At 39.7% G+C, this 26,086-nt stretch carries 19 protein-coding genes and 1 tRNA gene; 13 read left to right on the top strand and 7 right to left on the bottom strand.

Going from position 1 to position 26,086, the window contains the following annotated elements; genetic code table 11:
- Positions 1-351: 351 nt before the first annotated feature.
- On the top strand, positions 352-798 hold the full coding sequence (locus EAX61_RS00655) for a hypothetical protein (protein WP_236641959.1): 447 nt from the start codon (positions 352-354) through the stop codon (positions 796-798).
- A 65-nt stretch (positions 799-863) separates the two neighbouring features.
- Here EAX61_RS00655 and EAX61_RS00660 read toward each other — a convergent pair.
- Positions 864-938, bottom strand: a tRNA-Pro gene (locus tag EAX61_RS00660).
- Positions 939-1,065: 127 nt separating this feature from the next.
- On the opposite strand from EAX61_RS00660, the gene udk reads away from it, so the two are divergent.
- The 5 genes from udk (at position 1,066) to scpA (ending at position 6,181) form a co-directional block, all read left to right on the top strand.
- Entirely contained in the window at positions 1,066-1,674 is a 609-nt protein-coding gene (gene udk, locus EAX61_RS00665; protein ID WP_121915722.1) for a uridine kinase, read from the top strand.
- 117 nt (positions 1,675-1,791) lie between these two features.
- Positions 1,792-2,055: an FtsB family cell division protein gene (locus tag EAX61_RS00670; protein WP_236641966.1), complete on the top strand. Its 264-nt coding sequence runs from the start codon at positions 1,792-1,794 to the stop codon at positions 2,053-2,055.
- A complete protein-coding gene (locus EAX61_RS00675; RefSeq protein ID WP_121915724.1) occupies positions 2,042-3,418 on the top strand; it encodes a methylmalonyl-CoA mutase subunit beta in 1,377 nt (458 codons plus the stop codon). Before EAX61_RS00670 ends, EAX61_RS00675 begins: the two co-directional genes overlap by 14 nt.
- 19 nt (positions 3,419-3,437) lie before the next feature.
- Positions 3,438-4,037: a hypothetical protein gene (locus EAX61_RS00680; RefSeq protein ID WP_147448314.1), complete on the top strand. Its 600-nt coding sequence runs from the start codon at positions 3,438-3,440 to the stop codon at positions 4,035-4,037.
- Complete coding sequence (gene scpA, locus EAX61_RS00685) at positions 4,037-6,181, top strand: methylmalonyl-CoA mutase (RefSeq protein WP_121915726.1); 2,145 nt, start codon at positions 4,037-4,039, stop codon at positions 6,179-6,181. The genes EAX61_RS00680 and scpA overlap by 1 nt, the downstream gene beginning before the upstream one ends.
- Positions 6,182-6,224: 43 nt before the next feature.
- Here scpA and EAX61_RS00690 read toward each other — a convergent pair whose 3' ends face one another.
- The 4 genes from EAX61_RS00690 to EAX61_RS00705 form a co-directional block, all read right to left on the bottom strand.
- The gene (locus EAX61_RS00690) at positions 6,225-7,178 is read right to left on the bottom strand and encodes an NAD(P)H-dependent flavin oxidoreductase (RefSeq protein ID WP_121915727.1); all 954 of its coding nucleotides are present in this window, start codon (positions 7,176-7,178) and stop codon (positions 6,225-6,227) included.
- On the bottom strand, positions 7,178-8,773 hold the full coding sequence (locus tag EAX61_RS00695) for a S8 family serine peptidase (protein ID WP_121915728.1): 1,596 nt from the start codon (positions 8,771-8,773) through the stop codon (positions 7,178-7,180). Before EAX61_RS00695 ends, EAX61_RS00690 begins: the two co-directional genes overlap by 1 nt.
- 97 nt (positions 8,774-8,870) lie before the next feature.
- Positions 8,871-10,085: a tRNA 2-thiouridine(34) synthase MnmA gene (mnmA, locus tag EAX61_RS00700; protein ID WP_121915729.1), complete on the bottom strand. Its 1,215-nt coding sequence runs from the start codon at positions 10,083-10,085 to the stop codon at positions 8,871-8,873.
- 90 nt (positions 10,086-10,175) lie between these two features.
- Entirely contained in the window at positions 10,176-10,868 is a 693-nt protein-coding gene (locus tag EAX61_RS00705) for a toxin-antitoxin system YwqK family antitoxin (protein ID WP_121915730.1), read from the bottom strand.
- Positions 10,869-11,125: 257 nt separating this feature from the next.
- Here EAX61_RS00705 and EAX61_RS00710 point away from each other — a divergent pair, with 257 nt between their 5' ends.
- Entirely contained in the window at positions 11,126-12,496 is a 1,371-nt protein-coding gene (locus EAX61_RS00710) for a fasciclin domain-containing protein (protein WP_121915731.1), read from the top strand.
- A gap of 71 nt (positions 12,497-12,567) precedes the next feature.
- Here the strand turns inward: EAX61_RS00710 and tamL are convergent, their stop codons facing one another.
- On the bottom strand, positions 12,568-14,838 hold the full coding sequence (tamL, locus tag EAX61_RS00715; protein WP_121915732.1) for a translocation and assembly module lipoprotein TamL: 2,271 nt from the start codon (positions 14,836-14,838) through the stop codon (positions 12,568-12,570).
- Between the two features lie 84 nt (positions 14,839-14,922).
- A complete protein-coding gene (locus EAX61_RS00720; RefSeq protein ID WP_121915733.1) occupies positions 14,923-19,968 on the bottom strand; it encodes a translocation/assembly module TamB domain-containing protein in 5,046 nt (1,681 codons plus the stop codon).
- 207 nt (positions 19,969-20,175) lie between these two features.
- Here EAX61_RS00720 and EAX61_RS00725 point away from each other — a divergent pair, with 207 nt between their 5' ends.
- From EAX61_RS00725 to EAX61_RS00750, 6 genes are all read left to right on the top strand, one after another.
- Positions 20,176-21,105, top strand: a complete 930-nt coding sequence (locus EAX61_RS00725) for a MerR family transcriptional regulator (protein WP_121915734.1) — start codon at positions 20,176-20,178, stop codon at positions 21,103-21,105.
- Positions 21,098-22,555 carry a phytoene desaturase family protein gene (locus EAX61_RS00730; RefSeq protein ID WP_121915735.1) on the top strand — a complete coding sequence of 486 codons (1,458 nt, stop codon included), beginning with the start codon at positions 21,098-21,100 and terminating at the stop codon, positions 22,553-22,555. The genes EAX61_RS00725 and EAX61_RS00730 overlap by 8 nt, the downstream gene beginning before the upstream one ends.
- Positions 22,556-22,562: 7 nt before the next feature.
- Complete coding sequence (locus EAX61_RS00735; RefSeq protein ID WP_121915736.1) at positions 22,563-23,402, top strand: phytoene/squalene synthase family protein; 840 nt, start codon at positions 22,563-22,565, stop codon at positions 23,400-23,402.
- A gap of 19 nt (positions 23,403-23,421) precedes the next feature.
- Positions 23,422-23,889 carry a sterol desaturase family protein gene (locus EAX61_RS00740; RefSeq protein ID WP_121915737.1) on the top strand — a complete coding sequence of 156 codons (468 nt, stop codon included), beginning with the start codon at positions 23,422-23,424 and terminating at the stop codon, positions 23,887-23,889.
- A 153-nt stretch (positions 23,890-24,042) separates the two neighbouring features.
- Positions 24,043-25,062 carry an NAD-dependent epimerase/dehydratase family protein gene (locus tag EAX61_RS00745; protein WP_121915738.1) on the top strand — a complete coding sequence of 340 codons (1,020 nt, stop codon included), beginning with the start codon at positions 24,043-24,045 and terminating at the stop codon, positions 25,060-25,062.
- The gene (locus EAX61_RS00750; protein WP_121915739.1) at positions 25,053-26,069 is read left to right on the top strand and encodes a glycosyltransferase family 2 protein; all 1,017 of its coding nucleotides are present in this window, start codon (positions 25,053-25,055) and stop codon (positions 26,067-26,069) included. The genes EAX61_RS00745 and EAX61_RS00750 overlap by 10 nt, the downstream gene beginning before the upstream one ends.
- Positions 26,070-26,086: the final 17 nt, after the last annotated feature.

Below are 26,086 nucleotides of genomic sequence, written 5' to 3' on the forward strand. Positions count from 1 at the left end.
TCCCGCCACAAGCGGGACACTTTAACCGGACTAAGCTACTACCCGTAATTCAATAAACAAAGACAGAAACAAATCCGATCTTCCCGCCACAAGCGGGACACTTTAACCGGACTAAGCTACTACCCGTAATTCAATAAACAAAGACAGAAACAAATCCGATCTTCCCGCCACAAGCGGGACACTTTAACCGGACTAAGCTACTACCCGTTTTTTATAGGCGCAAATATAAAGAATAGCCCCTGTTACATTAAAACAAACACCCAAAGAATATTCACAAGTGTATCAAATTTAAATTTTGTAAATTATAGTATTGAAAATCAAACAATTAATTTAACCTCAAAATAAAACACTATGAAGACCTTAATGATGATTAGCTTTTATTTGATGAGTGCTACCCTATTTCTTGGGGATGGATTAAAAACTGACACGTTAGAACTTACTCTAGAAGGCGTTTGGGAACTCGAGAATCAGCAATTATATGAAGATGGGATGCTATCTGAAACGATTTCAAATGAAAATGGATATAGGCAAGTAAAAATGTATAGTAAGGGCAAGGTAATGTGGACTCGCAACGATCCTACAGATTCAAATGAGTGGTTCGGTTATGGAACATATACGGTTGCAGATGGTGTTTTAGAAGAACGACTAGAATATGCCTCTGGACCTATGATGAAGATTGTAGATACTACGCAAGTATTCCGTTTTGAGCTTCTTCTTGGGGCAAAAAGTTACCAGCAAATTCGGATAGATAAAGATGGTGAACGTTCTCAGGGAGAGAGCTATATACGCCTAGAATAGTATATCGCATAAAGTAATTGTAACTACATAAAATAAAAAAACCACAGATTGCTCTGTGGTTTTTGTCGGGGTAGCAAGATTCGAACTTGCGACCTCCTCGTCCCAAACGAGGCGCGATAACCGGGCTACGCTATACCCCGAATAATTACCGGGGTGCAAATATAATTAAATTAAACAGATGAAAAAGTAATTTCCAAAATCTTTTTTACGCTTTCGCGAAAGCGCAATCAATCCCCTATTTTTCTACCTTTGTACAAATACTTTTTTATGCTCATTATAGGAATAGGTGGTGGCACCGGTAGCGGTAAAACAACGGTTGTAGAACAGATAATCTCACATTTTCCAGATGGCGAGGTAGCGGTTATTTCGCAAGACTCCTATTACAAGGATTTATCACATCTTACAAAAGAAGAGCGGACGAAGGTCAACTTTGACCACCCTAACGCAATAGATTTCCCGTTGCTTTGTGACCACTTGCGCGAGTTACGTGCGGGACGTTCTGTTTTACAACCAGTATATTCCTTTGTCGAGCATAATAGAACAAATGAAACTGTGCTCACCAGTCCCACACAAGTACTGGTTGTAGAGGGTATTCTCATCCTTACAGATGCCCAAATAAGAGAACTCTTTGACATTAAAGCCTTTGTCCACGCAGACAGTGATGAGCGTTTAATAAGACGCCTCAAAAGAGATATTGCAGAGCGTGGTCGCGACTTGCAAGAAGTATTAAATAGATACCAGACTACCCTTAAACCGATGCACCAGCAATTCATAGAGCCTACAAAGGAATTTGCAGATATTATTATCCCAAATAACAAGTACAACACTGTTGCTGTAGACATAGTAAGAAGCATCATAAACGAGCGTTTATCATAGGGAATTACTATCTTCGTCTATATGGGAATTCGCCAGAAAATAGAGCGTATAAAATCTAAAAATATCATCCTAGGAACACTCCTTTCTGGGTTGCTTAATAAGTATGTGCTCATATTTATGATATTTCTCGTTTGGATGATATTCTTCGATGGAAGTTCGTGGCTTTTGCATAGAGAACTAGATGGAGAAATAGAAAAACTGGAAGGCAACAAGGAATATTTTGAGAACGAGATAGCAACCGATAAATCGCAGATTAAAAAACTGACCGATAGCGCAGGGCTAGAACGATTTGCTCGCGAAGAATATCTTATGAAAAAGGATAATGAAGAAATTTATATCATAGAATACGAAGACAGCATCTCTCCCAATGACAAAAAGTAATCTCTTTCAAGATTTTGATCCCGTTTCGGCAAAGGCGTTCAAGCAAAAAATTCAGTTTGACTTGAAAGGAGCCTCTTATAATGACACCTTGATCTGGCATACTAATGAGGGAATAGACGTTAAGCCTTTTTATCACGGAGATGATATAGATGAATCCCAGCTTACCACTCCTCAAACTCCTGAGCAATGGTACATAAGCGAGGCGATATTTATTCTCGACCCTGCCCAAAGCGCCGTCACGGCAAATACAGCGATTGAAGCTGGCGCAGAAGCAATTTATTTCACTGCAAATGAGCCATTTGACATTGAGGTGCTCTATAATCATTTGTCCGAAAGAGAAATCCCGCTTTACTTTAATCTTCGGTTTCTAGATGAAGATTTTTGTGTGAGGTTTTACGCTTTCGCGAAAGCGTATAAAAACACCACCTTAAAACTAGACCTCATTCATCACCTTATAGAAGATGGAAACTGGTTCCACTCGATGGAACGAGACCATAAAATATTAAACACGATTCTTAACTCCGAAGGTCAAAAAAACATTACCATAGATACCACATTCTACCAAAATGCTGGCGCTACAATGGTACAGCAACTGGCTTACGGTATTTCCCACCTTAACGAATACCTCAACCATATAGAGCAACAGAAAATAGAGTGCCCACACATCACTTTTGAGGTAGCCGTGGGGACAAATTATTTTTTTGAAATAGCAAAACTGCGTGCCTTAAGACAACTTACAGCCATATTACTATCTGAATACGGTTTTTCTGAATCGACCAGAGTACATATAATTGCGCATCCTACTAGACGTAATAAAACGATTTACGATTATAACACGAATATGCTACGCACTACAACGGAGTGTATGAGCGCCATACTAGGAGGCGCAAATGTGGTGGTAAATCAGCCTTACGATGCCATTTATCATAAAACAAACAACTTTGGTCAGCGCATTTCCAGAAATCAACTCATTATCTTAAAAGAAGAAAGTTATTTTGATGCCGTGAGCAATCCAGCAGATGGAGCATATTATATCGAATCGATCACATCACAACTCGCTCAAAAATCTCTTGACCTCTTTAAGGAAATTGAGCAAAAAGGTGGTTTTCTCAAGCAACTTAAAGAAGGAACGATACAACGTAAAATAAAAGAAAGTGACGCTCGAGAGCAAGAGCAGTTTAATAATAAAGAGCTTATACTGCTAGGAACAAATAAACATCCCAATTTAACAGACAAGATGAAAGATGAATTAGAGTTGTTCCCGTTTGTAAAAAGAAACCCTCGGAAAACCATCATCACTCCTATCATCCCAAGGAGACTGTCCGAAATTATCGAGCAAGAAAGACTAAAAAATGAAGTGTAATTTTAATATCAATACCACAATGAGAATCCTTTTATTTTTATGTGCCACATTTTTAGCAACAAGCTGTGAGACTGGAAAAAAAACTCCCGCTTTAGAATATAAATATGCAGATAAAGAGCAAAGTATAAACTGTACAGGTCAAAAAAATGCCTTGCTCAACGAAGCCCTGTATAGTTTTGAACAGGACATCACGCGTAACTATGATCCAGAAACCCAACGCACTACCGTAGCCTATGCGCGATTTATAGTCCCTGGTCTATCAGGTACTGCAGAGTTTAACAGATTACCCAGTGATCACTCAAAAGCTATTTTAGAAAAACTCAAGGAAGAAAAAATCATTGTAATGAACCTGGAAGGTAAAAGTAATCTCAACTATGATCATCCAGCAGTCACTTGTCTTTTGGACAACTTGGAAGATGGTGCCATAATGAAAACCCTAAAGGCGCTTATTGAGACAGGAAGTATGGATCCTAAGTTAATGGATACCCGTATGCGCAATAAAGGACGTGATCTCGACAGACAGCGTAATCTCGCTTTATATGTTGCTCTAGACGCATACTATCAAAACCTTGCAAATATAGATTGGGATGCAATACCATCTGAAACGACAACAGAGTAATGGCAAGACGCAATGTGCAACATATTGATCTGAGTACGCTTTCGCGAAAGCAAAAAATAACTTCGTCACAAAAGTTAAAAACAACAAAAACCGCTGAGCAAATATCGCTCAAGAAGAGATATCGTAAAGATGATCTTGAAACAGTTGAGCATCTTGATTTTGTTGCAGGATTACCACCATATCTAAGGGGACCATACAGTACCATGTACGTGCGACGGCCCTGGACAATTCGTCAGTACGCAGGATTCTCCACTGCTCAGGATAGCAATGATTTTTATCGTCGCAATCTTGCTGCAGGACAAAAAGGGCTCTCGGTAGCCTTCGACCTGGCTACACATCGCGGTTATGATAGCGATCACGAGCGGGTCGTTGGGGACGTAGGGAAAGCTGGAGTTGCCATAGACTCGGTTGAGGATATGAAAGTCCTTTTTGATCAGATTCCGCTGGATCAAATGTCGGTATCGATGACTATGAACGGAGCCGTGCTGCCCATAATGGCTTTTTACATTGTGGCTGCCGAAGAACAAGGAGTCTCTCTAGAAAAACTTTCAGGGACAATCCAGAACGACATTCTTAAGGAATTTATGGTCCGTAATACCTATATCTATCCTCCTACTCCATCTATGCGTATCATCTCGGATATTTTTGAATTTACGGCTGAGAAAATGCCTAAGTTCAACAGTATTTCCATATCAGGATATCATATGCAAGAAGCGGGTGCTACCTGCGACATCGAACTTGCATATACGCTAGCAGATGGTCTTGAGTATCTAAGGACAGGTATTGCTGCAGGAATGGATATCGATCACTTTGCTCCTAGATTATCTTTTTTCTGGGCGATTGGGATGAACCATTTTATGGAAGTGGCAAAGATGAGAGCAGCCAGAATGCTCTGGTCTAAAATTGTTTCCCAGTTCAACCCAAAGAATCAAAAATCACTGGCGCTCAGGACCCACTGCCAGACCAGCGGATGGAGCCTTACAGAGCAAGACCCCTTTAACAATGTTGCCCGAACGTGTATCGAAGCCGCCGCTGCTGCTTTTGGAGGGACCCAGAGTTTACATACAAACGCGCTAGATGAAGCCATAGCGCTTCCTACAGATTTTTCTGCACGTATTGCTCGTAATACTCAAATCTTCCTGCAAGAAGAAACTCATATAACTAAAACTGTCGATCCTTGGGCGGGAAGCTATTATGTAGAATCACTTACAAACGAAATAGCGCATAAAGCGTGGAAACTCATCGAGGAAGTAGAGGAACTGGGCGGTATGACAAAAGCTATAGAAGCTGGAATCCCTAAGCTTCGCATAGAGGAAGCCGCTGCACGTAAGCAAGCCCGTATCGATAGTGGACAAGATATCATTGTAGGTGTAAACAAATACCGACTTACGGAGGAGGAACACCTAGATATCCTAGATATAGATAATACTAAAGTAAGGGAAGGTCAGCTCAAACAACTTGCAACAATCAAAGCAAGTAGGAATACAGCTAAGGTCACGGGAACTTTAGAAAAAATAACCCAAGCGGCTCGTGCTAAAAGTGGAAATTTACTAGCTTTAGCCGTCGAGGCGGCTAGGGAAAGAGCAACTCTGGGTGAGATTTCAGATGCTCTAGAGGAAGTTTATGGACGTCATAAGGCGGTAATTCAATCATTTAGTGGAGTGTATAGCAAGGAAGTAAAAAAGGATCCCGCTTTCGCGAAAGCGCAACAACTCGCAGATCAGTTTGCAAAAATTGATGGAAGACGACCACGCATTATGGTTGCAAAAATGGGTCAAGACGGTCACGACCGTGGTGCAAAAGTAGTAGCAACGGGTTATGCAGATATTGGTTTTGACGTAGACATTGGTCCTTTATTTCAAACGCCTAAAGAAGCTGCAAAACAGGCGATGGAAAATGATGTACACATTCTTGGAGTATCGTCACTTGCCGCAGGACATAAAACATTAGTACCACAAGTCATAGAAGAACTCAAAGCATTAGGAAGAGAGGATATAATGGTCATCGTTGGAGGTGTAATACCTCAGCAAGATTATCAATTTTTGTTTGATGCTGGAGCTGCTGCAGTTTTTGGGCCGGGCACTAAAATTAGTGAGGCGGCCATTGCGCTACTTAAGCTAATGATAGGTTCGGAAGATATATAATTTAATGTCTCTGAAAACTAGGTCTACTCTTTGGAAATAACCTCTAGACATCAAAATTTTCAATTTGAGATAACGCCATCTTAGCCTCATTAAATTCTGTAATCATATCCTTAACGATTTGTCCTGCTGGTTTTATATCATTTATGAGTGCAGAAATTTGACCAATTTCTAATTCACCTTCAACTAAATCCCCTTCAAACATTCCTTTTTTGGCTCGAGCGCGGCCTAGCAATTCTTTTAACTGATCTGGTGTAGGCGAGCTTTTATAAAGTTGAGCCACATCATTGTAAAACTTATTTTTTATTAATCGTACTGGTGCGAGTTCTTTTAAAGTTAAAGTCGTGTCCCCTTCCTTTGCATTTACAATTATCTCTTTAAAAGCCTGATGTGCGCTTGATTCTATACTCGCAGCAAAGCGACTTCCTACTTGAACTCCATCTGCTCCCAGAACCATTGCGGCAAGCATTCCTCTTCCTGTTGCAATACCTCCAGCAGCGATGAGTGGCACTTTGAGTTGCGCTTTTACCATAGGAATAAGTGTGAGCGTTGTAGTTTCTTCCCTACCATTATGACCTCCAGCCTCAAAACCTTCTGCAACGATAGCATCTACTCCTGCTTCTTGAGCCTTTAGTGCAAACTTCACACTACTTACAACATGTACGACTTTAATTCCGTGGGCCTTGAGATGTTGTGTCCATAGTTTTGGATTACCAGCACTAGTAAATACAATGGGAACCTTATGCGAGATTATGGTTTCCATATGCTCCTCGATATTAGGATAAAGCATCGGAATATTTACCGCAAAAGGTTTGCTTGTTGCTATTTGACATTTTTTTACGTGTTCTCTGAGCACCTCTGGATACATAGATGCGGCACCTATAATGCCCAACCCACCAGCGTTACTCACAGCGCTTGCTAGTCTCCAACCGCTGTTCCATATCATTCCGCCCTGAATGAGAGGATATTTTACGCCAAATAATTCCGTGATACGATTCACTATTTTTTGATGATTTTAATGGTGCTTGAAAGATTTGTGCTCTCCAGTCTTGCTAGATAAATGCCCAATTTTAATTCCGAAATATCTACCCATTGATTATCATTTTTGATGAACTCACGATGTACTTCTTGACCTATTATATTAAATAATCGTAACGAAGCTTCATTCACTCCTTCTGGAAGTCCGACTTGAAAACGATCTGAAGTTGGGATGGGTTGTAGGGTGTACGCTTTCGCGAAAGCGGAGTCATCTACACTCAACAACGTTTCTAGCAACGCTCCGAAATCGGGGATACCATACCCAAACTGAGGTGTAGGATTGTCAAAGGTGCTACTCACCTCACGTATAAATTGCATAAGCTCCGCGTTTGTGAGATTAGGGTTTGCTTGCCAAATACTTGCCACGGCACCCGCCATAATAGGCGAACTAAAACTTGTGCCGCTACTCGTGGTGATTGTACCATTAGATCTTATAACTGCAGCACTCGCTCCCTTTGCCATAACATCTGGCTTTACTCGACCGTCTGAAGATGGGCCTATACTACTAAAACTGGCATAGTTCCCCTCACTATCTACTGCTCCTACAGTAAGAGCTCCTACGGCATCTGCTGGTGCCGAAATCATTCCGCTACCCGAATTTCCAGCACTTGTTACGACCAACATCCCTTTTTCAAAAGCTATAGTTGTCCCTCTAGAGATAAAAGCGGTCTCCCCATCCATATCTTCATAGGTAAGATCATACGGATCAAAATCATAGTTTCTGTACCCTAGGGAGGTATTAATAATATCTACTCCTAAACTATCTGCTCGCTCTGCTGCTTCTACCCAATTTGATTCTTCGACAGGGTTTTCACTTGCAACATCTTCTGTTCTAAAACAATAAATTGCTGCGTCTGGTCCTGTTCCTACAAACTGATTTTGGACAAAACCTGCAATATTACTTACTACACGCGTACCGTGATCGCTACCTTGAAAAGCAAATACGTCTTCTGTTTTAGAAACAAAATCATAACCTCCCAAGAGCTTTCCATTATCACGTATTCTTGCAAATCCGTCTTGAGTGTCTACTCCCGAGAATCCAGAATCCATAATGGCGACAATCATTCCCTCACCAGTATAATCCTGAAGATGCACCTCATCTACAGAAAGCATCGTTACTTGATTTTCTGTTGTTCCGTATGTAAAGTCTACCCGCTGCTCTGGAGCTTCCTTTTGGAAATAAAAATTATCTGGATTCCTATTTCTCGACCTATCTGCATACTCAATACTGCTTACAAATGAAAGGTCAAGTAGGTTTTGGATATTTTCTAAACTTCCGCGTACATGCACACAATTAAACCATTTTGACTTAGCCAATACCGCTATACCATCTTGATTTTTAATCTCTGATATATAATCTTCGTTAACCGGCACATCACGCTCATCTATAGGCGTGTTGTGCATGGCCTTTCGGTCTATGGCTTCTTGGGTAAGAATAGATATAGGGTTATCTATACTAGTCTGAACGTTTTCTTTGTCCGTAAAATATACCCAAGCATCTTGCTGAGCGTAGGTACTAGTTGTTACTAAGAAGAGTAAGAGTAGGATTTTTTTCATATCGTAAGTTTTGAAATGCCACCTACCTAATATAAAATTAGGTACTGTGGGCGTAACGTAAATTTACGATTTTTAAATTTTAAGATTTTCTAAATCCCTAAGAAATGACTCCAGATCCCAGACATTCTTCACCATCGTACCAAGCTACAAATTGTCCTTCCTGTATCGCAGACTGGGGTTCTTCAAAGATAATATACAGCCCATTTTCAACACGATGTAATCGGGCTGGTGTAAGGGCTTGCCTATAACGTATCCGAGCTTTAACATCCATAGTGTCGCTTACTGTGAGTTCTAGATCTTTACGTATCCAATGGATTTCAGCTTCTTTCACAAATAAGCCATTTCTGTATAATCCTGGATGATCTTTGCCCTGTCCTGTGTATATAATATTTTCATTTACATCGGTCTCAATGACGAATAGAGGTTCTGGAGTTCCACCTACTCCTAAGCCTTTACGCTGGCCTTTTGTAAAAAAATGAGCGCCTTGATGTTTTCCTACAATTTTCCCGTCGGCCTTGGTGAAAACCGGCTTTTCGGCAAGTAGCGAGAGATCTGATGAGGATATTGTGTTTAAATCTAATTTCGCGTAAGCGTTATCTTTTCCTACGATTTGCAAAACGGGAACCCGTTCCTTCGGAACTTCGATAATGACACCTTCTTTAGCCTTGAGTTTTTGTTGTAAGAAGTCTGGAAGTCTCACTTTACCTATAAAGCAGAGTCCCTGAGAATCTTTTTTTCCAGCAGTTATCAAGTCTTGGGCAGCTGCAATCTCACGAACCTCACTTTTCTGTAAATGGCCTATAGGAAAAAGTGTTTTTGCAAGTTGATCTTGAGATAGCTGACATAAAAAATAAGACTGATCCTTATTATTATCTGCGCCAGCAATTAATTGGTGAATCTCCTTACCCTCTTTTATGATAGTAGATTTCTGACAGTAGTGACCAGTAGCGACATAGTCTGCACCTAGACTCAATGCTATCTTTAAAAAAACATCAAATTTTATCTCGCGATTGCACAAAACGTCCGGGTTAGGTGTTCTCCCCATCTCATACTCGCGGAACATATAATCTACAATGCGCTCTCGGTATTGCTCACTTAAATCAATAGTCTGGAATGGAATCCCTAGCTTATCAGCCACAAGCATCGCATCATTACTATCATCTAGCCACGGACATTCATCTGAGATTGTCACAGAGTCATCGTGCCAGTTTTTCATAAAAAGGCCTATTACCTCGTACCCCTGCTCCTTAAGCAGGTGTGCGGTCACACTGCTATCTACACCACCACTAAGCCCTACAACTACTCTTTTCATCACTACAAATTATCAAATTACAAAATTACGGAAATATAAAAAGGTAGACGCTAGATCTACCTTTTGTATTGTTTCTTACAGCCCAAGCTGCTAGTGGCGGATACCAATTTTATTTTGCGGAAATTTAACCTCTTTATCCAGTTTCCCATTTTTATAGTATTTCCAGGTGCCGTGCTTTTTATTGCTTTTGTAATTTCCCTCTCGTTCTAAGTTTCCCTCGCTATCATAGAGGGTTGCCCAACCCTCTAGCAAGCCATTCTTATAAGTGTAAGACTTAAGCAAAACACCGTTCTCATTGTAGTGTTCGTCTATCCCATCTTCCTTTCCTTCGATAAAGTAATGTTTCTGGGCAATCTGGCCGTTTGGAAAATAGACTTTTCTCTCTCCATTAATATTGCCATTTACATACTCTTCTGTAGTCATAAGCGTGGTACCATCCTCCTGATAATATTTCCAAGTGCCTATTCTATTCCGTTTTTTCATCTGACCTTGAGAGATTTTTTTTCCGCTTTCGCGAAAGTAAACTACCTCCGCAAGATCACTCCCGTCTATGTAACTCATAGTGACCACAGGTTGCTTACCACTCGTCTCTGAATAAAATTTAAAAGTGCCTACCTCTTTACCATGTTCAAATGTACCTTCATATCGCAACTGTTGCGTTCCATCAAAAAATTTACGCCAAGCTCCATGACGGTGGCCATCCTTATCATTTTTATTATAATCTTGAGCTATGCATTGCCCTGTTAAGAGCAAAGCAATAGAGAATATTAATTTAAAAGCCATTTACTTAGTAATAAAATTTTACAATCATATATAAGTGACATATCCTCACTTGGATAATTATAAGTTAACGTAATAGTCCGTTTAATGTTATTAAGCGTATATAAATAACTCTATAACAATATGAGCTTGTTATGCACTAAAAATTAATTAGTTAAATCTTTCCTAATTAAAGGTACTTGAAAAAGGTTTAACGGTTCTTTATGTTTTTATTCTGTTTAACAAAACTAAATTTGTCTTAAACAAAAATCCTATTAATTATGAAAACACTCTTTAAAATTTCAAAAATGGCTGTAATGGCTCTAACTCTCGTTGTGGCTACTTCGTGTGGTGATGATGATGATAATGGAAATATTATAACTCCAGAACAGAACACTATTGCAGATTTTGTGATTGAAAATGAAAATTACAGTTTATTAGAAGAAGCTTTAGTCAGAACTGGATTAGATGCTACTCTTGACGCTAGTGGAACATTTACAGTTTTTGCACCAGACAACGCAGCCTTTACTGCCTTTTTAAATGGGGCTCAATTAGAAGATGTAGACAATGATGTATTAACGCAAGTTTTACTAAATCACGTCCTCGATATCGAAGCACCTTCCACATCACTTACAACTGGATATGTAAAAAACCTTGCGACAGAAGCTTCAACTGGAGCAAATTTAGATATGTATATAGATACGACAAGCGGAGTCGTCATAAATGGACAGTCTACCGTAGTTTCTGCCAACATTGAAACTGACAATGGTATTATACACGCTGTAAATACTGTCATAGAGTTACCTACAATCGTAACTTTTGCAACAACAAATCCAGCATTATCCAGTCTTGTAGGAGCACTTACAGCGGGAGGTAACACAACGTTTACAGATCTCCTTGGAAATTCTGAACTAGACTTTACAGTATTTGCGCCTACTAACGATGCTTTTGGAGCTTTTACAAATCCCGCAAGTAATGATCTTGCGCAGATCCTTTCTAATCACGTAATTACTGGCACCGTGGCTTTGTCTTCTGGATTAGTTAATGGATATGTTAATACAGAAGCTGTCTTTAATGAAGAAGATGATGCTAAGCTAAGTTTATATGTTAATACAGATGATGGTGTTGTACTTAATGGAGCATCTACTGTTGCTCAGGCAGATATTGTAGCTTCTAATGGTGTTGTGCACGTGGTAGATACCGTGATAGACTTGCCTACCGTTGTCACATTTGCTACTGCAGATCCTACATTTGATACTTTAGAGGCTGCTCTTACTGCAGACCCAGCTTTTACTTTTGTCTCAACGTTACAAACAGCTAACGGAACAAGCCCTGCACCTTTTACAGTATTTGCGCCTACAAATGATGCGTTCGGAAACCTACTAACTGATCTTGGTATTTCTGGATTAGACGAAATTGATAGTGACACACTTGCGGCTACACTTTCTCTACACGTTATTGCTGGGGCAAATGTTCGAGCAGAAGACTTAGAAAATGGAGTCGTGACATCACTTGGAGGAGATATTACCATAGATGCTGATAACACAGCAGTTATAGATCCTGATGGCGGTGCAAATCCCATTGTAGTAACAAATGTTCAAGCAGCTAATGGAGTGGTACACGCTGTAAGTCGCGTCTTGAGAGATTTATAATAGTAATCCCATTTCAAAAGAAAGAGCTTTATCTACAAATTAGATAAAGCTCTTTTTATTTAAATTATCCATTAAAAAGGATACCCGATAGCAAAATTTAGCACAGGATTAGAAATATCAAAATCAAATCGTTCACCTTCTTGCTTGCGAGGATCTCGCAATGGAGCAGCGAGGTCAAAACGAATTACAAAGTTCTGTATATCCACACGCAATCCAGCACCTACGCCCATTCCCAGCTGATTGATAAAGTCACCCGTAAATTTTCCACCAGGCAAAGCGTCATTTTCATTTAGGAGCCACACGTTTCCTGCGTCTGCAAACAGTGCTCCTTTAAAGTATGTAATTATAGGGAAACGATACTCTAGATTTGCCTCCAGTCGTATGTCTCCAGATTGATCAAAGAATGAACCCTGATCACCATTTTCTGGCCTATACGTCCCTGGTCCTAAAGATCTTATCCTAAAAGAACGCACACTATATGGCCCGCCAGCAAAGAATTGTTTGGAAAAAGGAAGCACATCACTATTGCCATAAGGTAGGCCTATACCTGCAAAAAGACGAGAAACTATTTTGTTATCATTCCCTAGATTGAAATAATAACGAAAATCCATATCCAGCTTTGCATACTGCGCATACTCTAAGCCCAAAAACTCCTTATTGCCATCCTCATTCACTTTTGAACTCAATAAATCAATCGTATTTCCTGCAACATCAAAATTAGAATTAAAGTACAGTGAGTTCTTTCGGCCAGAAACGCCCAGCTCGCTATAAGTAAAAGAGTACGTTAGTCCAGCGATAAATTGCTGTTCAAAACTATTTCTTAAGAAAGGATTATCATTAAGAATGGCTTCAAACTCGGGAGTGGTATTCCCTAAACTCACATAATTGAGACTAATCGGATTAAGCTGGTGGTACACGTACTTATTTGCATTCCAAGTATAACCAAAACTACTTTTAAAAGAAGTCAGGCTGTATAACTTACTCCTATTCAAATACTCTGCCCCCAGACTGACAATGGTTTTAGGTATTGCATACTCAAAACGGTCTACAAGTTTTATGGGAAATAAAAGTCTTGGGAAAATTAAGTCCGTATTCAATCCTAATTGCGTGCTACTCAATCCAGCATTGTCACCGCCAGAGACTTGGGTTTCATAAGCCACGTTACCAGTAACATTAAGCGTCTCTCCTCCTTTAAAAAGATTTCTGTTGCTATAAACGACGGCGAGTCCAGGTCCCGTAAAGTCATTTGACTTTGTTACTGCCTGCAATTCGGTACGAATGGCTCTTTTATTAAGTGGAGAAAGTAATATCCTAGAAGATAATTTTCCAGTATCATAAGGGGAGGTAATAGAATCTACCGTTTCATATTTTATATTAATAAACTTATAAGTTCCTATAGAAGCGAGTCTGTTGCTCGTAAGTCTAGATGCAGTGGGATTATATTTTTTGCCTGGCTCAAAGAGTACGTAAGGCTCTAGATGTTTAGGCTTAAAAAACTCTGGACGCTGTATAAAATTAATTCCATTTACAACTGTCGTATCGAGCACTTTGTCATCAGTCTCTAGATTATATTCAGGAAATACATTTACAGTTTCTACCACATAGGGAACCATAGATTTGAGTGGCACTTGCTTTTTTAAGCGTACGTAAAGATCATAACGCTTATCCTTATAACGATTTGTATCCACCTCAAAAATCAAGAAGTCTGCATTAAAATTGTAATATCCCCGTTCTTTAAGATACTTGTCTATGCGTTCTCTCTCCTTCTTAAAAACAGCTAGGTCATATCGCACCCCTTTGTTTATGGGACTCTCAGCTAAAGCATTCTTTATTTCCCTATGAATAGGTAATGAGTCAGAATCTACCTCATAACTTTCTAGTTTATATGGCTTGCGCACCATTATCTCATACGTCACACTACCTGTGCGCTCCTTTTCATCTACTTTGGCAATAATTTCGTTGCGGTAAAAACCTCTATTTTCTAATCTATTGTCCAGTAATTCCTTAGTACGCTCTACATCCAGGTCAGACATATAAACAGGCTCCTCGCCTATTCTCTTATTCAGAAATTTATTTAAGAAACCAGGTTTTTCTCGCTGTGCTTTATAGTGAGCCCGCAGTCCCAAACGCATCCCTAATATTTTAGAATTAGGTTCTGGACGCGTGACAGATGTTAGTTCTGTCTCAATGATATCCAGACCCTTTTCGGCGGTCTCACTAGTTAAGTTTATGACCGCACCTGTGTACAATTTTTCGTCCTCTGGCACATATTTCATAGCACTACAGCCAGCTAAAAGCGCAACCGCTAGAGCAATTAGTATGGATTTCAAATACAATTTCATTTAATGCTTTTTAAGTTTTTACGCTCCTGCCTGCCGGCAGGCAGGTTCGCGAAAGCGTAACCCAATACAATCCCAACTACACCACTAATTATCCCCATCTTTCTCCCAATCGTCTGCCTTCTTTTCCTTTTCTTTTTGCTCCTCTTTCTCCTTTTGAGCCTCGGTCTTTTCAACCTCCTCAACGATAGGCTTCCTGAATAGTTCACTGAATTTATTGAACTCTCGATTAAAGATGAGCGCAATCCCAGTCACGATAAGTTGTCCATCAATTACGCTTTCAAATTCGTTTCTTCTAAAACCTTTCAAACGATACCGCCCATTCTCTGTAAGTAGATACTCTAAACTCACGTTCCCAATAACTGGTGCTCCTTCTCCAGATGCCTGACTGCTTCCTTCGAGATCTACAGCACTTCCCACCTGCACGATAAGTCTATCGTTAAGTAATTTCTTACTCGCGCTTATGTCCAATTGTGTCCTACTTTGAGGAGCATCACCTTGATAATCTGTATAACTATCAAGGCCAAAATCTAGCTTCACTCCTGTACCGCCTATCAACTTATCTGAAAAATTATTGAGCTGTCCCGCAAGTACATTGTTTACGTTATCTCTCGCGATTGAGGCAGGACCTCCTGCACTACCATCACTTCCAGAACCTGGGAAGAATCGATTGAGCACTAATAAAGAGAAGACCTGTTTGTTCAATTCATCCTCTTGATTGTTAAGTTGCTGTACCTGTCCATATACCTCGCCTCCCAGCTGTCCTTGCTCGTCCTCTGGCATATCCAGTGCAAAGGATATATCAGGACTAAGAAGTTCTCCATCTACATTGAGGTACACTAGGAAATTCAGTTTTTGCTGATATTTATTTGTTATTCCTGTGCTCTCTCCAGCCGTACGCACCGCCATAAGTCCAGATGCCGAGGTTTCAAGTTCGTAAATTGCCCTAACATCCATAGATGCATCTAGTGGGTCTCCTTGCCAAGTGATGGTACTTCCCGGTGCAATTCTAAATCTTCTTTTTACAAGGCCATAAAGACTTGCTTCATAGTGACCATCATCTACCGTGTAGCGACCAGATAACGTGGTGCGCCCATTAGGCTCCAAACCTGCCTGAAAATCTCCCGAGCCCGATACTTGGAAATTATCCCCACTACGCTCGTCAATAATAATTTTAAGTGTTGAATTTTTATCTACTCGTGCGGTGACATCTACATCGTATCCAGTGAGTGTGGCATTTGCTACCTCATCGTCTTTGCGGGTCATAATATCATCTGGATTCTCCTTGTTTACAAAAATGACGACGCCTTCTCGTTCCTGGACATCGAGTTGTGACTCTGGAACAGTCATTGTAAAATTTGAACCTTCGTTTACTTTCATACTTCCGCGTACTTTAGGAATATTTAAGTCTCCTGTAATAGCTAAGTCTGCAGTTACAGCTACTTTTCCATAGAAAAAATCATAGTCCTCTGCGGTAGAATTTAAGGCTTGAAAGTCGTTTGCCTTAAGTGTCAAGTTAAATTTAGGGTTTGCTATATCTTCAGTAAGAATACCTCCATCTACTATAAATGAATTATCTGCCCCATCCTTAATGGTAAATTGATTCAAATAAATACCAGAATTATCCACTTTAATCTGCTCTTCAGGCAACTTGAACGTGGAGTTGAACGCGTTTACCAGTAAGCTCGCGTTATTAAAGTTGATTGTTCCCTTATAATCGGGGGCATTTGGAATACCGTCTATTTTAATTTTACCTGAGAGGCTTCCTTCGGTTTGCGCTATGGATTCATCTAGAAAACCTTCTACAACCTTCATTTTTACTTTGTTAATATCTAAAAGTAAATTGAGTGCCGCGCCTTCGGCCGAGGCTACATAATCACCTTTTAAGTCTACATCTACATTATCACCTTTTACGGCCACCGCCATATCATATTTACCACTTAAATTTTGTGCCGCTTTGACGGTCATTGTTCCTAGTGGTACCGTCGCTGCTTTAAAGTCATTCACCGTAACATCTGCCACAATACCTGCATCCATAAATGGATCCTCTACGATAAATGAACCTTGTGCAAGACCATTTACGAGCGGTTCTTCGGGATTGAGCAAACTTGTGAGTGTGGACAGTTTAAAATTCTCAAAAAGTAATCCTATATGATATTTATCTCTGCCTGCAACTGATGAAGAAACCTCAAAGCGTTGCGCATTTCGCGAAAGCGTAAAATCCTCAAATCGTATATGATTCTCTGCCAATCGCATTTTATTACTAGCGCCTATCTCCCACTCTTTCTTATTAAAGATGAGGTCTTTTGGGTTAATGTGAAAGACAATCGTATCATTTTCAGATCGAGTTTCTGACTGGATATGGGCTAGTCTTTCCTCTCCTTGATACGCATTAAAATCTAAGAATAATGTCTGGTCACTCACGCTCCCATCCAGAAATGTACGTTGCATTGCGAGCGGACCTGCGGTTAGATTTGCCAGTCCGGATTCAAAAACGAGATTTTTTTCATCACCTTTTAAATGCACATAAACACTATCAATAATACTAGAACCGTATTTTATATAGGGCGCCTCAATATCTGCCACTAGCGTTCCCGCTCCTTCGTCAAACTGGATATTCCCAGAAATAGAATCTAAACGATCCAGCCCCGGGAGCAACACCTCGGAGAGTAACGTAGTTTGCCTCGCATACAGTTTAAGCTCCATAGACGCAGGATTTACAAGCGTGTCCATATAGGTACTATCAGTCACGTAACTCTTGAATTTACGCTGTAAAGCGGTCGCCAGCGCTTGCGGGCTCACGTTAGATTTTAAATCTGCATTTATGATTTGACTTTTAAACTGTACGTCTGTCGAGTCCTGTCGTATTCTAGCATCTAGTGTAATATCTCCCAGATAATACGGCTCGTTACCGTATACTGCGAGGCCTTCGGTAATGTGAGATTCTACATTAAAACGCTCTGCATTTCCTATGAATGTGGCGTCCAGTTTGAACTTTGCTTTTATGTTTTCTTGAGTGATGCCTAATTTTTCTAAATCGGCGCCTTTTAGATTGAGGTCTACGTCAAATGCCGGGTTTACGGAGTCCAACTTCACCTTTGTATTCATCACCAAATCCAAATTTTCATCCTTAAAATCTAGATCTATATCTCCTTTTCCGTTTTTGATATTTCCTCTCAATTTCAAAGCCGAAAAGTCATATCCAGCATATTCCAATTTCTCAAACTGAGAATCCAGCACGACATCCAGCGTGTTTACATTGCTTCCACTACCGCGCGCCATGGCGTTAAAGGTGAGGGTTCCTATTTTTTCGTTTTGGAGAATTTTCCCTAATTGTAATTCTTGCACCGCAATTTTGGTGTCAAAAGCGATGTCATTCTGGTTTTTAAATGTGCCATCTACTATCACAACACCTTCAGGAATGGTGAGCGTGGCCTTTGCTTTAAGGTCATCCATAGCACCTCTAACGTTACCCGCGAGACGCATCGTTGCGGGAAGTTTTATTCCCAGCGAATCTTCATTTACAAATTGTAAAAGGTCTTCTCTGGTGGTCGAGGCTGTTAATGATGGTAAATATAACCCCAGATTTTCTACATCTGTCGGATTTTCAATCGTTCCGTTAAGGGCGATTTTTGTTTGTCCCCAAGAAGCGTTAGACGGGTCTATTTGTAATTGCTGTAAGGTTCCTTGGAGCTTGAGATTTGTGTTTATACGCTTTCGCGAAAGCGTACTAAAATATTCATTCTTCCGTAGGTCTGGCTGAAACTGAAATGCAGTCGTTAGATCTACCGAAGCTTCTGGAAGGTCAATTGCCACTCGCACAATTTCTGGTTTATTAATGAGCGCGTTAAATGATGGATAATCTAAGTTGATATCGCCCGAAATATAACTGCTGTTTACCCCTGCATACAACCCTCTAGCCGAAAGTTTATTCTTATCCCATTTAAAATCTGTTTCTAGACGGTTTACTTTAAAACCACTTCGGTCTGTAAAAGAAACTTCTTGTAGGTTTATAAGGACATTTTCTGGTTCGTAGTTGATGTCCTGTGCTTTCAGGTTTATTGCCGTGAGCTGGAGATTTTCTGGATTAAAAACTCCAGGGACGTTAGGCGTTGTGCCTATTTTAGAAGAAAAGGCTACGTTTTCAAATATAAACGAGTTTCCTTTTACCGCCAGCGGTGGCCACGGTATTAACTGCTCCTCGCCCGCTACTGGTGTTGTGTTTGTATTTTCTGTGGATATTCCTTCAAACGCCATAACAGCATCTTTAAGAAAAAGGCTGTTTGCTTCATATCGCTGGTCAGAAAGTGTGATAGCCATTTCTGAACCCTCAATTTCTGGAAAGAATCCTTCGAAATCTATGTTGTCAACTTTTGAGGAAAAGTCAAGGTCAAAATTGGTAATATTTAAATCTCCCACTTCAAAATACGGGAGCGCACTTTCGGTTGTATCTGAAACCACGGTGGGCGGTAGTTGGGTGACTTTTACTTGGGTGTTACTTAAAGTAAGATCACCTGCTGTAAAACGCATATTCTCAAGGTCGAGTTTATCCATCTCAAGATTGAGCTTGCCTATTTTAAAAGAACTAACGATTTCGCCAGTGTAGTCGTTGAACTCGATGTCAAAGTTTGAAAAGTCCAATGTGCCTATTTCAATTTCGGGGTTTGTGGTTTGCTCTTTCGCGACAGCGGTAGTATCAGCTGTGGCAAAGGCATCCATTAAAAATTGATAATTGAATTGTTCTGAGATGGAGTCTTTCTCGATTTTGGCGACTAAACCGTCCCAAGTGGCGCTCTTTAAATGATATTTTGTTCCTTTTATGAGAGGCATTAACTCAACGGACGCCTCAAGCGAATTAGAATAAATTAACGTATCTCCTGCGGTGTCTTCTAGGTATAAGCCCTCTATCTGTAGATTCCCATCAAATGTTAGAAATAGCCTTTCTATCTCAACCCTTGTATTTGTTTTGTTTGAAACATAAGAAGTTGCCTTGTTTACGATTATATTTTGTCCCCACTCGCTTCGTATGGCGAGTACTAAAAGAAGAAATAGCACTAAAAATACCAGCACTACTTTTCCCAATATGCGCAACCACTTATATGCTTTTTTCTTTTTTGTTTGGGGTTTGTTCATCGAGCGTGTTTGTAATAGAATTCAAAGCTAAAATGTTAAAGCTTATTAATAGTGAAATCTATCATAAAAAGAGTAATCTTCACCATTGTGATATCCTTTAAATACAGGGCGAAAGCAAGAACACTATTAGTTTTGTTTAAAATTTAACTACAAAACTTAAACAGCGATTAATGATTTTATTAAATTTACAAGATCAACATTTGTTCAATGGATAATATTGTTAAGACAAAATTCAGCATTAAAGACTTAGAGGGATTAAGTGGGATTAAAGCCCATACGATACGCATCTGGGAGAAACGCTACACACTTTTGGAGCCACGCAGGACAAGCACAAACATAAGAACATACTCACTTGCAGATTTACAAAAATTACTAAATGTTGTTTTCCTATTAGAAAATGGACATAAAATTTCTAAAATAGCTCAGAAATCTACTAGTGAGATTGCAAGTACAGTAGCAACTATTGTTGCAGACCAAAGCTTGAGCAACAAAAACCACGCAATCAACTCATTTAAGATTGCAATGATGAATTTTGATCAAGCTCTGTTTCATAAGACCTTTGATACGCTAATAAAGGAAAAGACCTTTGCCGAAATCTTTTATGAGTCTTTTCTGCCATTATTACACGAGATAGGATTGTTATGGCAAACGGATACCATCAATCCGTCCCACGAACATTTTATTTTTAATCTGATAAAGCAAAAAATACTTTTAAGCATTGAAAGAAAACAGAGAGAGGTAAAACCTGATGAATCTAAAACGTTTGTACTTTTTCTTCCAGAAAATGAGATACACGAATTAGGCTTACTTTTTCTGAATTATGAAATTGTAAGTCAAGGATTTAAAGTTATTTACTTAGGACAAAGTATAGAATTAAACAGTCTCCAATACTTATCACTCAATCATCCTAATATTTCTTTTGTCACTTACTTTACTGTAAAACCAGATAACGAAGACTTACCAGCATATTTTGACGAATACGATGATATGTTCGGAAAGCAAAACATACCTTTATATGTATTAGGAACAAAATCGGATCATATAGATGAGCCGAGTCTTCCCAAGAGTATAAGAGTAATGCTAAGTATAAGAGAATTTGTAAACATTATTAAAAAGGACACGCCTGTATATGCCTAAAAAAGTTATCGTAGTAGGTTCAGGATTCTCCTCCCTGTCTGCCTCTTGCTATCTTGCCAAAGATGGTTATGATGTACATCTTTATGAAAAGAATGACACACTAGGAGGTAGAGCGCGACAATATAAAAGAGATGGTTTCACCTTTGATATGGGACCGAGTTGGTACTGGATGCCAGATATTTTTGAGAAGTTCTTTAGAGATTTTGGCAAAAAAGTCTCAGATTATTACAGTTTAGAAAAATTAGACCCAGCTTATTACGTATGGTTTAAGGATGAAGTGGTAACCATAGGCGATACAATAGAAAAAATTGCAACTGAGTTTGAGCGTATTGAGCCAGGGAGTTCTCCTAAGCTTAAGAAATTTATTAAGAAAGCTGGAAAGAACTACGATATCGCTATAAACGATGTAGTAAATAAGCCTGGGCTTTCTCCTTTCGAACTGGTTACACCAGAGACAGCAGTACGCGTAGGTCAATTTTTTAAAACCATAAGCGATGACGTGCGCAAGGAATTTAAAAATGAAAAATTGGTTTCCATTCTAGAGTTTCCAGTCTTGTTTTTAGGTGCAAAACCTAATAAAACGCCTGCATTTTATAGATTTATGAATTACGCAGATTTCGGATTGGGCACTTGGCATCCTAAAGGCGGAATGCATGAGGTTATCAAAGGAATGATTACACTGGCAGAATCACTTGGAGTGATGATGACAACAGGTGCTGGAGTAGAAAAAATTTCTGTAAAAAATGGGCAAGCAAATGGTGTTTATATAGACGGGAAATTCATAGAAGCAGATTTTGTATTATCTGGGGCAGATTACCATCATACGGAGACCTTATTAGAATCTGAGCATAGACAGTACTCAGAAAAATACTGGGACTCACGCACATTTGCTCCTTCTTCCCTACTTTTTTATGTTGGGTTTGACAAGAAATTTAATACTGTAGCACACCATAATTTGTTTTTTGATACTGATTTTGATGAGCACGCACGTACGATTTATGATGATTTAACGTGGCCTGAAGAACCTTTGTTTTATGCTAATTTCCCTTCGGCAAATGATGAGACTATGGCTCCAGAAGGAAAAGAAAATGGTTTCTTTTTAATCCCAATCGCCCCAGGAGTCGAAGATACAGAGGAACTTAGAGAAGAATATTTCCACATCATAATGGAACGTTTAGAGGAGCTTTCAGGAGAAAATTTCCGCGAAAGCATCCTTTTTAAAGAGTCATTTTGTGTTAAAGATTTTATAAAAGAATACAATTCATATAAGGGCAACGCGTACGGAATGGCGAATACGTTGAAACAGACGGCCTTTTTACGTCCTGGACTACGTAGTAAAAAAGTAAAAAATTTGTATTTTACTGGACAATTGACAGTTCCTGGACCTGGAGTTCCTCCAGCACTCATATCTGGTAAGCTATCTGCTCAATTAATTGCAAAAAAGAATTAGAAGTACTATGAAATCATTATTTGACACCGTTTCAAAAAGCTGTGCTAAGGTTGTAACCCAATCTTACAGTACTTCTTTTGCCAGCGCGACAAAAATGCTTGACCCGTCTATAAGGCAAGATATTTATAACATTTACGGATTTGTGCGCTTTGCAGATGAGATCGTAGATTCCTTTCACGATTATAATAAAGAGGTGCTTTTTGAGCGATTTGAGCAAGACCTGCGCCACGCTCTCGAGGATAAAATTAGCTTGAATCCTATACTAAATGCCTTTCAAGAGACGGTTCATAAATTTGATATAGAGCAGGAGCATATAGACGCTTTTATGAAAAGTATGCGTCTAGACTTAACAAAGTCAGACTACCTGACAGATGCAGAATATAGAGAATACATTTACGGAAGTGCAGATGTTGTAGGTCTTATGTGTCTTACCGTTTTTGTGCAAGGTGACAAATTAAAATTCAATACACTTAAGGAAAGCGCGATGAGTCTAGGCTCCGCTTTCCAAAAGGTGAATTTCTTGCGTGACCTCAAAGCGGACTTTGAAGGATTGAGTAGAACGTATTTTCCAAATACAAACCTCGCAGACCTAGACGAAGCGGCAAAACAAAATATTATTGCAGACATAGAGGCCGATTTTGCCAAAGGACTAGCAGGAATAAACAAACTTCCGATAGAGGCAAAGTTTGGAGTGTATACGGCCTATCGCTATTACAAAAAGCTTCTTACAAAACTCAAAAAAGTCCCCTCTGCCGAAATTAAAAATACCCGCGTACGCGTGCCAGACTACGTCAAAGCTAGTCTTCTCGCTCGTAGCTATGTAAAATATCGTTTAAACTTAATTTAAAAGAATACCCCTTATACTCATGCAAACACTACTTTGGATACTCGTTTTTTTAATGACATTCGTCGTGATGGAATTTCTCGCTTGGGCAACGCATAAATATGTGATGCACGGCTTTTTGTGGTCATTGCATCAAGACCATCATCATAAGAAACACAACTCGTGGTGGGAAAAAAATGATCTATTTTTCATTTTTTACGCTTTGGTTTCTATAGGCTGTTTCTTGCTTTGGAGCTTTGAAGGTGTTTGGATAGGATTGCCTATCGGGCTTGGTATTTTTGCTTATGGACTTGCCTATTTTGGCGTGCACGATATCTTTATTCACCAGCGTTTTAAGCTGTTCCGCAATGCAAATGGCTGGTATGGAAAAGCCTTGAGACGCGCGCACAAAATGCACCATAAACATTTGGGAAAAGATGACGGAGAATCCTTTGGAATGCTCTTTCCTCCTATTAAGTATTTTAAGCAGGCGAGGGCGAGTAAGCGGTAGTTTCTATTCACCCTTCGGCTACGCTCAGGGTTCGAGATTATTTGATATTTCCGTTTGGAAACGCTTTATTTTATTCCCGCTTTCGCGAAAGTTTACTCCTTTTTACTATCATCTACTGACTAAGGACTACCGACTAATCACTACGTTTGCACTATGCAACACACATCACTCGTCACCGGCGGAGCAGGATTTATAGGAAGTCACGTAGCACGCCAATTACTTAAACTGAACCATCAGGTTATTATACTTGATGATTTGTCTGGTGGTTTTAAAGAGAACATTCCCGAAGGTTGCATTTTTATACAAGGTTCGATCACAGATGTCGATCTAGTCAATGCCATTTTTGAGAAATATAATTTTGATTACGTCTATCACTTAGCGGCATACGCCGCCGAAGGCTTGAGCCATTTTATTAGAAGGTTTAATTACCAAAACAACCTCATCGGGAGCGTTAATCTTATCAATGCTTCAGTAAATCACAACATCAAATGTTTCATTTTTACGAGTTCAATCGCCGTCTACGGGACACAAGATTTACCGCTTAAAGAATCTCAAAAACCACAACCCGAAGACCCTTATGGGATCGCCAAATACGCCGTGGAAATGGATCTCGAGAACGCCCACAAAATGTTTGGCTTAGATTATATCATATTCCGACCGCATAATGTATATGGTCCTGGACAGAATATAGGCGACAAGTACCGCAATGTTGTGGGAATTTTTATGAATCAGATACTTAAGGGTGAACCCTTGACTATTTTTGGCGATGGAGAACAGACGCGCGCGTTTACATATATAGACGATGTGGCTCCGTATATTGCTGGAAGTTTCGACTTATTAAACAAAACGGACACTTCGGCTCCGCTCAGTGGCCGTGAGGCTATTTTTAATATAGGTTCTGATTCTGAAATTACGGTGAAGAAATTGGCTCTAGAAATAGGTAAAGCGATGCAAAAAGAAGCGCAAATAACCCATCTAGACCAACGTGAAGAAGTAGTACACGCCTACTCCGACCATTCCCATTTCAATAGGGTGTTTAACCCAAAACCCTCCACCTCTCTCGCCGAAGGTCTGGCTAAAACCGTTGCGTGGGTTAAAAAGCACGGAGCAAGAGAAAGTAGTACTTTTAAGAATATAGAAATCCAGAAAAATCTTCCTAAGTCTTGGCAGTAAATCAACCCCTCGTTTCCATCATAATGGCGGTAAAGGACACGGCTCCTTATCTGCACGACTGTATTAATTCGATTATCAATCAGACGTATCAAAACTGGGAACTTATTGCCGTAAATGACCATAGTACCGATGAGACACCAGATATTTTAGACGCTTTCGCGAAAGCGGACAAAAGAATACGCGTTTTTAATAGCGATGGTTACAAGTTGATTCCAACACTCCAATGCGGGTACCGCGAAGTAAAAGGTACACTCATTAACCGTATGGATAGCGATGATAAAATGCCTGATTATAAAATTCAGGTTTTGGTAAATGAGTGGCTCAAATACGGTAAAGGTCACGTGATTGCGGGCGGTACGGAACATTTTGTAGATGAAGGTGAAGTAGGCGATGGTTTCTTGCGCTATGAGCGATGGCTTAATGAGGTGGCGAGAACGAGCACACATTACGAACAGATTTACAAGGAATGCGTGATTCCATCACATTGCTGGTTGATTCACAAAGATGATTTTGACGCCGTGGGCGCTTTTGACCCCATTGTGTATCCGGAAGATTACGACTTATGTTTTAGAATGTACCGTCACGGTCTAAAAGTTATAGGCATTGATGTCGTGTTACACCATTGGCGAGACCGCTCAAACCGTATTTCACGTACTTGGGACGAATATAAAGACAATCGCTATTTTGATTTAAAAATGCGCTTCTTTTACGAGATTGATAGGGATAAGTCTAGACCTTTAGTTCTTTGGGGTGCTGGCCGAAATGGGAAGGATATGGCAAAAATCATACAATCGTACGATGATACATTTCACTGGGTTTCTAACAATGAGAAGCAAATAGGCAAGGATATTTACGATGTGCGTATGCAATCTTTTGAGGAGATTCCGTCCATTGAAAACGCGCAGATAATGATTGTGGTTTCGTCTCCTGACGGAAAGAAAGAAATTCAGGCGTTACTAGATAGTTGGGGAAAGGTGGCTGTTCAGGATTATTGGTTTTTTGCTTAAAGAACTTATCTGTTATG

Origin of the sequence: Dokdonia sinensis (genome assembly GCF_003688895.1) — a bacterium.
Classification (GTDB): Bacteria; Bacteroidota; Bacteroidia; order Flavobacteriales; family Flavobacteriaceae; genus Dokdonia; species Dokdonia sinensis.